Here is a 13,492-nt window from a genome sequence, read left to right as displayed (position 1 = left end):
GCTCGCTGGAAAATTTTCGTGTGTCAATTTCGCGACAAGATTTTTTGCGACCGCCTCATAAATCTTCAAACTGCAAAAATCGCAGGCGCCATTGTGCCGATCTCGCAGGCATTGCAAATCGTACTTGCACAACCGACGAAAGGTAAAGCACCTGATGTAGCAATCGATGGCAAGCGCGACCGAATGAAACCCGCTTTTGCATCGCACAAAAATTGACACAGTTGGCTGCCACTCTTCGCGTGTACTGGTTTGCAGCAACGACGAAGGGACACGGATGAGCTGCGAAGTGACGCGTCGTACGAAGCCGAGATGGCAACCCATCATCTTGACGGGATTTGCTCTGATCGCATCGGGCGTCGGTCCGACCCGCGCTCAATGCGTCGGATTCTCGGACCGCGCCTCACAAACCGAACTCGACGCCTTCGTGAAGGCGCCGTCTTCGCTTCTGGAACGGCTACGCAACGACAAAGAGAAGCTGAGGGCTCGCCTTTCTTCATATATCGCGACCAATCCATCGGTGTTGCCGTCGGTGCAGACGCTCATTTCCGAATCGGCTTCCCCCGACCGCTCGACCATCGGCGCGGCGCTGCGGCTCGCAGAAGCGCTGTGCACGTCAACGAAACCGGACGCTGCGCGCAAGATTAGGGATTTCACGCAGCGAGTCGGTGACCTCGCCGTGCAGGCGGGCTATTCCGCGGCGGGAGAAGATGGCTCCAGCGCCCACTTGCAGCCGAGAGACAACAAGCCGACGCAGCCTCGGGGCGGAGCGCTGTTGGAAGGCGAATGGAAGACCAAACTGGCCAATCCATTCAAACCTGTTCCCCTCCCGAATTGATCCTGACCATTAAGGCAGCGAATTTCAGATGTATCAGCCTAGAGAACACTTCCAATCGGGACACCGGTTTGGCATCGAGTTTGGCGGCGCGGTCCTCAGCTTTGACCGTGTCACTGATGTCCTTCGTCGGCAATGGCCGCTGATCGCTGCGGCAGTTGGCGCGTCGCTGGCTCTGGTCATCGTCTATCTGGTTCTGGCAAAGCCGATGTATACGGCAAACGCCCGTATCATGATGGACACCCGGCAAACCCAGGTTCTGGACAAGGACAGCGGGACCAACAGCGCTCTGATCGACACTGGCTATGTCGACAGCCAGGTCGAAGTCATCAATTCTGACGATCTTATCCTGTCAATCGTTCGCCGCCTGCGGCTCACCGAGGATCCGGAATTCAACGGATCCAATCCAGGACTTCTCGCCGTCGTTACCGGCAAGATCATGTCAGTGTTCGAATCCGGCGAACCGCCCACACAGGAGCGGATCGAACATGCCGTGGTCGAATCGATTCAAAAGAGTCTGAGGGTTGAGCGCGTCCTGACCACATACGTCTTGTCGCTCAATTATCGCGCACACAGCCCGGACAAGGCAGTCAAGATCGTAAATGCGATCGCCGATGCCTACATCGTGGGTGCACTGGAAGCAAAATACCAGTCCACTAAACGGGCGACCGAATGGCTCCAGCAGCGGAGCGTCGAGCTCAGCGAGCAGGCGACGGCCAGCGACCGCGCGGTGCAAACCTTCAAGGCAGAGCACAATATCGTCGGAACCAGCCGCGGCCTCATGTCCGAGCAGCAATTGTCGGACTTGAATACACAGCTGGTTCAGGCGCGGGCGGCCACGGCCGAAGCCAAGGCGCGCCTCGATCGGATCGAAGCGATTTCCGACCAAGACCTCGCCCAACCCACCGTGACGGACGCCCTTAACAACTCGGTCATTACGCGCCTGCGCGCCCAGTACCTCGATTTACAGGCCCAATATGCCGATTGGTCAAGGCGTTACGGCAAGACCCATCTTGCAGCGGTCAATTTGGCCAACAAGATGGAGGAACTGCGCAAGAATATCGCCGATGAGCTTCATCGGATTGGCGACGCTTATCGCAGCGACTACGAGATCGCAAAAAGCCGAGAGGCTTCTCTCGATAAGAACGTGAAAGAGCTGGTCGCCCAGGCGGGTCACACCGGCCAGGCAGAAGTCAAGCTGCGCGATCTCGAAAGCGCGGCCGACACCTATCGCAATCTCTACAACAACTTCCTGGAGAAGCTGCAAAGCGCCACCCAAAATCAGAGCTTCCCGCTCAGCGAGGCACGCCTGATCAGCACCGCGACCAAGCCTGATCGCAAAAGCTCGCCGCGGACGGTTTTGGCCCTGGTGGGAGGCTTGGTCGGCGGCCTCTGCCTCGGCTTCGGCGCCGCCTTTGCGCGCGAGCTCCTCAACGACGTCTTGCGGACCCCCGGAGAGGTCGAGGACGAACTCGGCGTGAAGTGTCTTGGCGTTCTCCCAGATATTCGCCCGCCGACAAAGACGCGCGCGTTGCTTTCGGCATCCGCGAAAGCCGACGAAGCGGGACTATCCCGCTATGTCGTCGATCATCCGTTCTCGCGGTTTGCGGAAACGTTGCGCAACATCAAGGTCTCAATCGACGTTGCGCGCATGACCCGAGAGATCAAGGTCATCGGCATTGTATCGTCGCTGCCAAAGGAAGGAAAAACGACAGTCGCGGCCAATTTCGCTCAGTTGATTGCCATGACAGGTCACCGCACCATCCTCATCGACGGCGACCTGCATACGCGCTCACTCACACGGGAACTCGCGCCGAACGCCAACAGCGGACTGGTCGAGGCCCTCAGTGATCCCACGGGCTTCAGCTATCACGTGCAACGAAGCAAGGAGACCGGTCTCGATTTCCTGCCGTCCATCGTTGCTTCGCGCATGGTCAATTCGGCCGACGTCATCGCATCGAGGCCAATGGCCGACCTGCTCGCGATGCTCCGGGAACACTACGAATATATCATTATCGATCTTGCGCCTGTGATGCCGGTGGCGGACTCAAAAGCGTTCAGCGTCCTCATCGATGCAATGGTCTATGTGATCGAATGGGGAGCAACCACGCGAGCTGCGCTTCAAGAATCAATTTCGGGGTCGGAGATCCTTCAGAAGAAGCTGCTGGGTGCTGTCCTCAATCGCGCCAACCCGAAGATGCTTGGACGCATCGAGGCGTATAAGGGTAAGCACCGCAACAGCTATTACGTCGAACATTCCTAGAGCGAGGGGCGCAGCAAGCCGCACAGTCCGCGGCTGCGCCCCTAGCGCAGGCCCCGACCTGCTGACGGCCGCCGCGGAGCCTTCCGAAGAGACTGCAGGGACCCACTTTTCGGTCCCATCGTCTGCAGGAGCCGACCGAAACGGGCCGTCGGAAATTCGCAGCCGTGGGGCGGGACGCCAGGCGGGGCGAAGATGCGTCAGCGGGGCTCTATTTGAGTTCCGGGGCCGCGACGACGTCGGAACCAACCGGCCAAGTGACCCCATCGTCGGGCTCCGATACGCGCCCAATCCCCGTATTCATCCGGAATCCACAAATGCCGATCTCTGCCATAGCCCAAGGCATGGATTGACGACGGCGATCCGGACGAAAGATAGTAGATAGTGACGTGTTGCCTGCACAAACCTGCCCCCGGCACGAAGGGCTGTTGATCGTGACCGCAACCTGGACTGCCGAATCTTTGAGCACCTTTCCTTCCGAGGTTCAGGGGGCTAACGTGCGCTCATACTCTTCGCATTTTTTCGGCAGGTTCGGATGGTGATTGCTCTTATTGTCCTGAGCATCTGGGTGTTGCTCAATATTCTTTTCGTGTTGATCGTGGTTCCCCCGCGTAAGGCCCGCCGGGGATCCCGACCGCTGGCGACCACTCTCGCGCCTGCCCCGCTCGATCCGAATCGCCGAGAGCTCGAGCATGACGAGCCTTTTTCGCTTCGTCACGTCGTTGCCTCAGTCGCCATGGGAGCGTTCTTCGTCCTTGTGCCGCCAATGCTTGCGCTGCGGGACGCCGTCCTTCGTCTCTTCAAGAAGACCCCCGGCAACGGAAGCTGACGGCCGATAAGTGCCGCCGCCACCTAGGCGGCTCCTACTAATAGGCTTCCTGGAACAGGACCGTCGAGGCCGTACGCGCCATGATCTTCAGATCCAGCCAGATACTCCAATTGCTGACGTACCAGACGTCATATTCCACCCTTTTTTCCATCAAGTCGATCGTCGGGGTTTCTCCCCGGAAGCCGTTGACCTGAGCCCAGCCTGTCAGGCCCGGCTTCATGTGGTGGCGGTAGACGTATTTGCTGATGAGTTCATCGTAGTAATTGTCATGGGCGAGCGCATGCGGGCGCGGCCCGACCAGGGACATGTCGCCGCGCAAGACATTCCAAAGCTGCGGCAACTCGTCGATGCTTGTCATGCGAAGGAAACGCCCGATCTTGGTGACCCGAGCATCCCGTTTGGTGGCCTGGGTAATCGTCTGGCCGTCCTCGCAGACCGTCATGGTCCGAAATTTCCATATCTCGAACGGCTTGCCGTTGAACCCTCGGCGCGACTGGCGGAAGATGGCAGCTCCCGGCGATCCGAGCTTGATCAGAACGGCGACTGTCAGCAGCAGCGGTGCAAGTATGACGAGCGCCAACAAGGCCACCCCTACATCAAGACAGCGCTTTTGGAAACGCTCGAAAACACTGAGCGGCGGCCGCTGAATCTCGACCGCTACGGTCCCGCTGACTGGCAGGAATGGGCGCGACACGAGGTCGGCGATTGAATCATCCGGCAGAAGGCGTACCGGTTGGGGCACCGCGCGCAGGAAGGGCCCGATCTTTCGGAGCATCGGCAATTCGTTCCAATCGATCGCTAGAAGATATTCATCGACGTCCGCCTGGCGCGATTGCCGAATGACATCGCGAATCTGTCGCTCCCAATGGCCGTCGCCGCTGTCGATCCCAAGCACGAAATGACGCATGACGTCGAAACCGTTTCTGCGCAAATCCTTGAAGCGGCTTGAGGTGAAATCGAGCGGCTTCAGGCTCAACAGGATCACCTTGCGATCGACCAAGCGGCTTCTGGCATAGTTTGTCGCGAGTACGAACTGCCAGACAAAGCGCAGACTGATCAATCCGGCGCCTCCGATTGCAGCAAAAATGATCACTGTGCCGCGAGACAGATTGTCCGTGGATTTGAGCAGAAATGCCGCCATAGCGAGGATCGTCAGCGACGCCAACCAGATGAAGACGGCCTTGCGCAGCTGCCAGACCAGATTCAGCAAGCGGTGCGTGGCGTAGACGTCCTGGGAATATGCGACCGCGACGAACACAACGCCGACAATCAATCCTGCCCCCATCGACGCGCCGTCGCCAGTGGAGGCAAGCGCAACATTGTAGAGCGCCGCCCCTGCACCATAACTGAGCAGGATCAGCAGCAGGTCGGCAGCGATGATGACGATCTGAAAAGGCCGCTGAAGAGCCGTGCCGCGCGTTGACGACAGTGCACCAGCGCCTTCAGAACCATAAGTTGCAACAGCCATTCGAACCTCTGCTATCGAGAATGCTTGACGCTGATCCGTGATGCTGAAGATCCGTCACTTCCCCGAACGCAAACTGTGAAGTGATCACAGCGATATTGTGGCGCTGCACGCGAAACTTTTGCGATGCATGAATGCATCGCGTTTTGTTGAGAGGTCATGGGCGCGGAAGACCTACGTCACAGTGCTGACACACGATCGAAACTCGCTGCCCTATTTTGAATCAGGTTCCGCGTCGAATTCGCTGGGGCGCCTGCGTGAAGCGATAGCAGCTCATCTTTGATGCGCCTGTTGCCCACATTGAGTGACTCCGCAACCGATGTGATTCGATTAGTAGAAGTCCGATGAATTACGATCTAGAGCTGTATCCGCCCAGCTGTCTTCAGCGAGGCAGGCATCTTCCCGCTGCCGGGCGCGATGCAGCCCACGGCAGAGTTGCCTGATTTGCTCAGCGCGCGCCGACAAGCTAAGCAAGCGAATACCCTCCTTTCCTTCGGCGCAATCGGGCTGTCTGAGAGGCGACACCCTTCAATAAGGTCCGGCCGCGGACCGACTTGGCGAAACTGTCCCCACCACCTCACCGAGTGTGCGCGCCATGACATCTTTTGCCCAATCACACCCGCCGATTCATAGGCCGCAACTGCCGGATGGCGTCCGAATTTACGCGATCTCGGATATTCATGGCTGCTCGCATTTGCTGCAGCCCATGCTGCGGGTCATCGACGCCGACTTGGCCCACAGTCGGCCACGCTATGCGATCGAGGTGTTCATGGGCGACTATGTCGATCGCGGCCCGGACACGCGCGCCACGCTTGACCTCTTGGTCGAACGAAGCCGGCGGGGAAACTCGATTTTTCTCAAGGGAAACCACGAGGCATTTTTAGTGAGGGTTTTCGAAGACCCTTCGTTGTTTGAAGATTGGCTTCGCATCGGTGGCGCCCAGACACTCATGTCCTATGGACTCGCGCCGCCAGACCTGAAGCGCGACGACCCAGCGTCGATCATGCGCGATTTGATCCGCGCAATGCCGGGTGAGCATCTGGAGTTCCTGGACGAACTACGGCTTAGCTTTACCTGTGGAGATTTTTTCTTCGTCCACGCCGGCGTTCGCCCGGGTGTCCCCTTGGCCGAGCAAAGCGAAAGCGACCTGCTTTGGATTCGCGAAGAGTTCCTTCAGAGTGAGGAGCAGTTCGGCAAATATATCGTTCATGGTCACACGCCGGTGCGCACCGCCGAAGTTCTGGCAAACCGGGTCAACATCGATACGGGCGCCTACGCGACGGGCAATCTAACTCTCATGAGCATACAAGGCAGCCGGATGCTCGCGGTATGACTGCCCAGGATATGACTAGCCTGGGAATGTCTCCCGATTCGTCGGGAAGATTGTTCCTGAAGCCAATGGAATGCCTCGGCGGTCACGAGCTAAGAGCATCACCTAGTTGAGCACGAGTGGCATTTCCCCTCCAGCCCGCGTGTCGGCCATCCAGTTGCGCCAGGCCCGCTCATGCTTGGCGTAGAGCTCCAGCCATCGTTGTCCCGGCTTGTTCTGATCGAAGCGAAGGCCAGGGCCGAGGGGCGCGTCGGGCTTGTCCAACGTCTCGAACTCGATGGTTTCCGCGATCGTCAAACCGAAAAGGACACGCTGTCCTGTACCGTCCACGATGTACCGTCGCGGTGCGTCCCTCATCGGCTGGGTCATGTTCTGTGTCGCCTATGGTCGTGAGAACAAAGGTGTCGCTCGCACGCTGGACGAGGCCTAAAAGGCACGTCGGACGCGCCCGAATGCCGAGCTGGGAGTCGATCGGGCTGTTCTGCGCGAGGTACCGGAGGGTTCGTTCGTCGTCGTTCGTTGCGACCGCCGGGGACGCAGCGCATAGACCGACATGACGCCGGCGCAGAAGATCAAGGCGAAGACAAATGCAGAAGCCATAGGAGTCGTCCCTGAATAGTGCAGTGCTCATCAAGAGTGAGCAGTGTGTCGACATCATGATTCCTGATGATCTTGGTGGCTCTCCTGCTGCCAAAAGATTGCCCACGCGTGATCGTGTCCTGAGCAGCAGCATCTGAGTTGTCTGATAGCGCGATCTTTTGGCCGGACGCACCGACACGGATGGTCACCTTCAAATCTGTTCTGTCCCGTCCAGGTGGATTCGCGCACCTGAAGAGCTGGATTTCGCAGCCATTCTATGGAACGATGCGCTTGCAACCTTTTAGAGGCCGTCGCATTATTTCTCGCCCATTTCGAGAGGGATTGATCCAATGAACTTCCGCACCCTTGCTCCATCCATTGCTCTTTCTGTTCTTGGCCTTGCTTTGATAACGACCGCAGCTTCAGCCGCGGAGCTCGCGCTTGCTCCTGCGCATCATCGGTCGGCCCACCTCCGAACCGGTTACGTGTTTTGGGATGATGTCTACCCGCCTGCGATCTATGGCCCCAACCTTCGCTCTGTCGAGGAAGTCGCCGCGCTCAAGGCGGAGGCCCGGCCTGTGTCGCAACGCTGGTGGGGGTATTGGTACGCTCGGTGAACGGCATAGCGTTTAGCGACCAGCCGCGTTCACCCATGAATCGCCGCAACACCGGGCAGCCGGTGGCGGCGATTTTGTTTGAGCTTGCCTGGCCGATCCAACCATGATCACCGCATGGGCGGCAGCATGAGGCCCAAAACAGCGGCGGCAAGCCTATGTTTTATCGCGGGATACTGGCTGCAAGCGCATGCTGCGGCCGCAGGTGAATGCGCCTTGCGGCCCGAGCGCTTCGTACTGCTTTCCGACACCGTGTATTGGGTTGTTTCAATCCCAGCCGGCACGGAATGCCTGCAAGGCCTGCGCGGCAGAACTCAGCTTCTGGATGAAGTTAAACTGGCAGAGGCGCCCAGTGCCGGTCATGTGACGATCGTCGGCCCGTCATTTCGCTACCAAGCCCCCTCACGTCCAGGGACTGACCGGTTTCGAATTGCGGTGTCAGGCGAAAACCGCAGGCAGCGCGGATCCTCGATCATCGCTGTGGAAGTGACCGTCAGATAGGGCCGTGCCGACTGGCGAGGAAGCGGAGCCGGAGCGCTGTCGCTGCACTGGACGGCTCGATGGAGAAATTGAGGCAGCCCCAGCCCGTGCCGCCTAAACTCAGTTCCGTCGCGGAAGGATCCTCACGGAAGGCTGCTGCCGATTGCCGGCAAGCTTTCGAGGTCCCGTCGGGAACGCTGCTACTTCGCCTGCGCACCCCGGTCCCAGGGCCGCTTGCCATCCGCGCCCCTGTCCCACGGCCGCGCGGTCGGGGCGTCCTTCTCCTGCGTGGCGGCCTGCGCACGATCGGCCTGAACCCGTTCGCGATCGGTCAATGGGGCCTTCGGGGCTAGCGGTTCGGGCTGCGCCAAGGCCGGCGTCGCGATGAGCAGCATCGCCAAAATCAATTTTTTCATCCCCGGCCTTAACACACTGGCCGCAGGCTGTCCGATCTATTCGGAGCCATAGCTCGAAGGAAAAGGCCCACAACGGTGGGCCTTTCGGTGAGAGCTGATGAATAGATCGCCCTATTTCTGATCTTCGTTGCTGGTGCCTGATCCGGGGCTTCCGATCGGCAAACCATTAGCTGAATGACCAACCCCGGAGTTACGCTCGGCTTGCGCGGCGGCCGGCGTCTTTCCGTTCGCGGTTGGGGGTTGGACGTTCGGATTGTTCTGGCTGGGGTTGGGGCTGCTCGTGTTCACGTTAGCGCCGGTGGTGGTGCCTTGAGTCCCTATGCCGGAAGGAGCCGAGGGGCCCGAGGTCGCGCTGCTCGACGAGGTGCCTGTCCCAGCACCAGAGCTTGCCGCCGAACACGCGCCGCCGCCGGCTCCCCCACCCGAGCCGCCACCGTCGCCTTGGGCGAACGCTGTCGACGAGAATGCTATGCAGGCAAGGACAACGAACAGAGGTTTGCGGATCATGGATGCGTCTCCCTGCGCTTGAACAGCAATCACGACAGACGCAGGAAGATCCTTCGCTGCCGCGGTCCGAATTCCCTGCGAACAGGGAATTTTACAGGGAAAGCGCGCCTGCGGTGAGGCCGCTATCCCATGAAAATGCGAACATTTGCCTCGAAATTCAGTGCATCCGGGGCGCGATCCGCCAAATCCGAACAGGGAATTTATCGCTAGCGAACAGGGAATTTGCGTGCATACGGCTGGACGAAACAGGCGATGTGCGGGCTACGGATCCGTGCCGCATGCCGTGGCGCGAATAGCGCAAGCATCGCCTGTGGATCACCGCCAGTGCAGGGGCGGCGTCTGCGCACGGCGAGGAATCCCGAACAGTCGCCGAATTTAACTGGCAGCAGGGCGCTCCTAGGCTGTGTACTCATTAAGCAGCTGGCCGCGTTATGTCCGCACTTTCGGCAGAGCAACCTAAGCGTGCTGGCCTGGGGCCTCCTGACGGACAACGCCCGCATGTCCGTTGAGGGCAAAAGCGTCGCTCTGGCGGGGCGGCAAACTTCCGGCTTTACCCCAATCAACCGACGGATAATTGCACCGTGTCAACGGAAGCGCCGGGCCAAAAGACGTGCACGCCCCACACCGCCGAAGACGTCAGCTAGGAAGCCAAGAGCAAGCGCTGCCGGAACCATCACCGGTTGATCATCCCGCAGGGCCCCGCTCGCCGAGTCGCACAACGGGCGTGAATAGTATGATGTATGCAAGATCCTGCTTGCGCGGCGAGACGCCGGCAGCGTCTCCGCAAATGTCCGTGCTTGATCTCGACTAATGGCTCTGTTTGGATAGTTGCCTTTCGGCAACTCATAATTCGGATAATCCTAGTGAATGAAATAGATGGACGCGGCCGTTCAGTGGGGGCTCTTTCACAAGAAAGCATCGGGACCGTCAACCGCACTGGCATCGGGAATCGGCTACTGGCAGCGCTGCCGCCAGCGGATCTCAGCTTGCTCACGCCCTACTTCCAGAAGATCTCGTTTGAGCCAGATGCGGTTCTGGTGCGCTCGGGCGATGAGATGGACCCGGTCTATTTTCCCCATAGCGGCGCAATCGCCTTCATGCTCGATATGCCGGACGGGCAAACGGTCGCAACCACCTTGATGGGACGGGAAGGCGCTTTGGCCTCTTTCTCCGTACTCGGCCCATCGCTTTCATCCGTGACCGCGATTGCACGCATCGCTGGCACAGCATCATTGATTTCCGCCGCCAAATTTCGGGATGCCTATGCGCAAAGCGCAGCCATCAGGAATGTCGTTCAGCTCCACGCCCGCGCGGTGTTATTGCAACTCCAGCACGTAGCCGCTTGCAACGCGCTGCACCGGGTGGATGGCCGCATGGCGCGGTGGCTTCTGCAGCTTCACGACCGCGTTCCCGATGACCTCCTTCCGGTGACGCAGGAGGCGCTTGCGCAATTGCTTGGGGTGCGGCGGACGACAGTGACTCTGACGATGAGCAAGCTGCGCGCGGCCGGCGCCGTCCCCTCCGACCGGCGCGGGTTTATCGAGATCGACCGGGTGCGGCTCGAGCGCGTTGTATGCGACTGCTATGCGCTCATGCAGCGCAAGATCGATCGGATGTATTGCCAGGAATTGTCGGCGCCCCAGCCTACCCGTGCGCCGTTCCGGGAAAGCGCCATCGTCTCGTCCGGCGGAGCGAGTGGTGAATACAGAGCCGTTTCGCAGAAATAGAGACCATGCGATAGCCGCCTTCGGTCAGAAGCTGCCATTAGGTAGCAGGCCGGCGCAGGTCCGCAACGGGACATGAGCCGACTTCGCTCCAAGCAGCGATACTTGTCAGGCTCCTTAGCGGCCGTAGGGGAAGCAGCGGTGGCGATCGAGTGTGAGACCGAAATGCGCTCCTAGCGCAGCGATGGCCGCATCCTGCTCAGGATAAGGATCGGCATTGCATGCGGCAACGATGATGATCCGGAACCCGCCGCGATCCTTGCCACCCGGTGGCAGCATCGCTGTAGCCAGTGGATTACCCTCCCTGTCACGCAACGTGAGGAAAAGCGGCATCTCTCGCTGTACATGGGCCTCGAGGCCGATGTCGCGCTCGATCGCGTTGGGCTGCTCCGGACGCCAGGATTGGACTGCCTTCTCTCGCTCGCGGCAGAAATATTTCTCGACTGTGTGGCGCATCAGGCGCGACTCTTGCACCGCTTCACCTTCCGTTTCGATACGGAACCAGGTCTTACCCTTCGGCGTGTCGCAAACATACTGCATTTCGCCCATCCTGATCGCCGCAATTCTAGGGCGGCGGGCCCGCAAAGCCAGAATGTCATTCTCGTCGCGTTTCGATCTTTGCGTTTTTACACAGCCAGGGTCAATCGCGTCACTTTGGCCGCGTGCCGTTCTCTACCGGTCTACCCCTGTGAACGGATATCGTCAGACCGCTTCGGCATGTCTCAATGGGCCAACAGGCGACATGGTACCACCACAGCCGGCACTTGGCCGGGATCGATACTTCACGCCTTTTTGGTAAACCAAATCGTTGGAGCTTTCGCTACTCCCGCATTCTGCATGGCATTCTTCAATTCAGCACTCTCCGCGAAGGCTTGCGCAGCTTCAATCGTGGCAAACTCGTGAGTTACTGTGATGTCATTGGGATTTTCGACTGCTCGGTAGACAGCCTCGGCTGTTACGCCCTTCGTCTTCTGAACCGAAGCAAAATCGTCGTAAACTTTCCGCCAGGTCTTGTAGTCGGAAACCGTGTGTCTAACAAACATAGTCGTCATCAGATGTTCCTCCCAGACTGGTCGTAGCAATCTTTCCACGAACGCTTGAAACAGCACTTCCAGTAGCACCAGTATAATACCGGCCACCGCTTGGAGCTATTTCATTTCCGGGTTGCACTGATGGCATCGGACCCTTGCCCTTTGTCCGATAAAACTGAGGCGTGCTGCCACTTCGCTGATGGGCTAGCTCCGGGCGGTCTTGCGGGAGCAGCATCATCGCCTCCGCACTCGACGCCAATAGGTCGTGGCCGCACACTTACTGCGACCCGCCACAGGACCAGTCAGTGACACTGACTTGCGTATTCAGTTGGTCGCAGTGTGAAGTTGCTGACGCCGGGTCCGAACTTCAGGCCTAAGCAAACTGAGGCATTATGCCTCTTGGGCGAAACACCCATTTCTAGGGCGCGTCCGTTCTCGTAGAATGTGGTCGCCCTTGAAGCGGGATGTGCCGAAGTCACCGTTCGGGCCGAACGAGCAGTACTAGCGCTGTCGGCAGGTACGCTAGCCTAAGAGACCGCCCCCCCTTTTCGGTTTCACACCACGATTTCACATTCCACACGCGCGCAGCTTTTGCGGCGGCTTGTTGCAAGTAACCCAGGGAGAAAAGCGATGAGCAAGATCGATCGAAGGTCTGCATTGACATTCGGGTTGGCAGCGGCATCGGCGGCCATGATAAAGCCCGCCGCCGCTCAAACGACGGGCTACAAGGACACAACTCCGTGGCCAGGTGTGGTGGTGCGTGAGTATGATGGCGAGACACCATCGCTGATCCCGGGTTTTAAGACCGTCTCAATGCGCGACATCATCATGCAGCCGGGATCGAAGACCATGGGGCCCCCGATGATGAATGCCATGGTCTGCCATATCACCGAAGGAGAGCTTCGGCTTGAGCAGGACGAAAAGACCTTTACCGGCAAGAAGAATTTTGTCTGGACCTGCAACAAGGACACAAAGGAGCAGGCGTTCAATGATGGGAACGTGGTCGCGATTATGCGGATCACGGACCTAAAGGCTTAAGGTGCGTTTCTTCGCAAAAAAAACGATTGTAGTTGGGAATGGCGCACGCGACGGCGCACCGATCGGGTCGGTTTGCCCTCTGACGTGACTTCCTGGTTGCGCCGAACTCTAGATATGTCGCTGCGCCAACCGACGCGAGACAAACGTCTAAGGGCTAGTTGGCGGACGATATGAAATCGACGAGCGCCGCGACAATTGGTCGGGGCGTCTCAATTCAAGACTACTGCAACATGAAGAGAGAGAGAGAGGGAGAGGGAGAGGGAGGCCGATGTCTGAATTGGGGTCATTGGACTAAACCGCTCGCGCGGTAGGCACGACGGCCGGCAGCGCGGCTGAGAGGATAGCGCAACGAGGCGTCCTGTCTTGAGATGAGGGGTTCGCAACCTT

General features: G+C 59.0%; 13 protein-coding genes. 8 read left to right on the top strand and 5 right to left on the bottom strand.

Annotated features, from left to right (window positions below; genetic code table 11):
- The first annotated feature begins 18 nt into the window (after positions 1 to 18).
- The 4 genes from IVB36_RS01960 to IVB36_RS01945 all read left to right on the top strand — a co-directional run bounded on the left by IVB36_RS01960 (position 19) and on the right by IVB36_RS01945 (position 3,921).
- Positions 19 to 216 (top strand): hypothetical protein, encoded by a 198-nt coding sequence (locus IVB36_RS01960; RefSeq protein ID WP_247371321.1) that lies wholly within the window; start codon positions 19 to 21, stop codon positions 214 to 216.
- Positions 217 to 274: 58 nt separating this feature from the next.
- Positions 275 to 835 carry a hypothetical protein gene (locus tag IVB36_RS01955; RefSeq protein WP_247371325.1) on the top strand — a complete coding sequence of 187 codons (561 nt, stop codon included), beginning with the start codon at positions 275 to 277 and terminating at the stop codon, positions 833 to 835.
- A gap of 28 nt (positions 836 to 863) precedes the next feature.
- On the top strand, positions 864 to 3,095 hold the full coding sequence (locus IVB36_RS01950) for an AAA family ATPase (protein ID WP_018458860.1): 2,232 nt from the start codon (positions 864 to 866) through the stop codon (positions 3,093 to 3,095).
- A 532-nt stretch (positions 3,096 to 3,627) separates the two neighbouring features.
- Positions 3,628 to 3,921, top strand: coding sequence for a hypothetical protein (locus tag IVB36_RS01945; RefSeq protein WP_018458861.1), 294 nt, complete (start codon positions 3,628 to 3,630; stop codon positions 3,919 to 3,921).
- Between the two features lie 37 nt (positions 3,922 to 3,958).
- Here the strand turns inward: IVB36_RS01945 and IVB36_RS01940 are convergent, their stop codons facing one another.
- The gene (locus tag IVB36_RS01940; RefSeq protein WP_018458862.1) at positions 3,959 to 5,389 is read right to left on the bottom strand and encodes an undecaprenyl-phosphate glucose phosphotransferase; all 1,431 of its coding nucleotides are present in this window, start codon (positions 5,387 to 5,389) and stop codon (positions 3,959 to 3,961) included.
- A 592-nt stretch (positions 5,390 to 5,981) separates the two neighbouring features.
- Between IVB36_RS01940 and IVB36_RS01935 the strand changes: the two genes are divergently transcribed.
- Positions 5,982 to 6,719, top strand: a complete 738-nt coding sequence (locus tag IVB36_RS01935) for a metallophosphoesterase family protein (RefSeq protein WP_026233678.1) — start codon at positions 5,982 to 5,984, stop codon at positions 6,717 to 6,719.
- Positions 6,720 to 6,821: 102 nt separating this feature from the next.
- On the opposite strand, the gene IVB36_RS01930 is transcribed toward IVB36_RS01935, so the two are convergent.
- Positions 6,822 to 7,085, bottom strand: coding sequence for a hypothetical protein (locus IVB36_RS01930; RefSeq protein WP_018458864.1), 264 nt, complete (start codon positions 7,083 to 7,085; stop codon positions 6,822 to 6,824).
- 941 nt (positions 7,086 to 8,026) lie between these two features.
- Here IVB36_RS01930 and IVB36_RS01925 point away from each other — a divergent pair.
- A complete protein-coding gene (locus IVB36_RS01925) occupies positions 8,027 to 8,410 on the top strand; it encodes a hypothetical protein (RefSeq protein WP_143274130.1) in 384 nt (127 codons plus the stop codon).
- Between the two features lie 179 nt (positions 8,411 to 8,589).
- Here IVB36_RS01925 and IVB36_RS01920 read toward each other — a convergent pair whose 3' ends face one another.
- Entirely contained in the window at positions 8,590 to 8,805 is a 216-nt protein-coding gene (locus tag IVB36_RS01920) for a hypothetical protein (RefSeq protein ID WP_018458866.1), read from the bottom strand.
- 1,400 nt (positions 8,806 to 10,205) lie between these two features.
- Between IVB36_RS01920 and IVB36_RS01915 the strand changes: the two genes are divergently transcribed.
- Positions 10,206 to 11,039: a Crp/Fnr family transcriptional regulator gene (locus IVB36_RS01915; protein WP_247299672.1), complete on the top strand. Its 834-nt coding sequence runs from the start codon at positions 10,206 to 10,208 to the stop codon at positions 11,037 to 11,039.
- A 114-nt stretch (positions 11,040 to 11,153) separates the two neighbouring features.
- On the opposite strand, the gene IVB36_RS01910 is transcribed toward IVB36_RS01915, so the two are convergent.
- Entirely contained in the window at positions 11,154 to 11,585 is a 432-nt protein-coding gene (locus tag IVB36_RS01910; RefSeq protein ID WP_018460247.1) for a hypothetical protein, read from the bottom strand.
- A gap of 233 nt (positions 11,586 to 11,818) precedes the next feature.
- Entirely contained in the window at positions 11,819 to 12,088 is a 270-nt protein-coding gene (locus IVB36_RS01905; protein WP_026233982.1) for a cyclase, read from the bottom strand.
- A gap of 609 nt (positions 12,089 to 12,697) precedes the next feature.
- On the opposite strand from IVB36_RS01905, the gene IVB36_RS01900 reads away from it, so the two are divergent.
- Positions 12,698 to 13,105: a hypothetical protein gene (locus IVB36_RS01900; protein WP_085349974.1), complete on the top strand. Its 408-nt coding sequence runs from the start codon at positions 12,698 to 12,700 to the stop codon at positions 13,103 to 13,105.
- Positions 13,106 to 13,492: the final 387 nt, after the last annotated feature.

It is taken from the genome of Bradyrhizobium sp. 35 (genome assembly GCF_023073215.1).
Taxonomy (GTDB): domain Bacteria; phylum Pseudomonadota; class Alphaproteobacteria; order Rhizobiales; family Xanthobacteraceae; genus Bradyrhizobium; species Bradyrhizobium canariense_D.
This window is presented reverse-complemented; position numbering and strand designations above follow the sequence as displayed.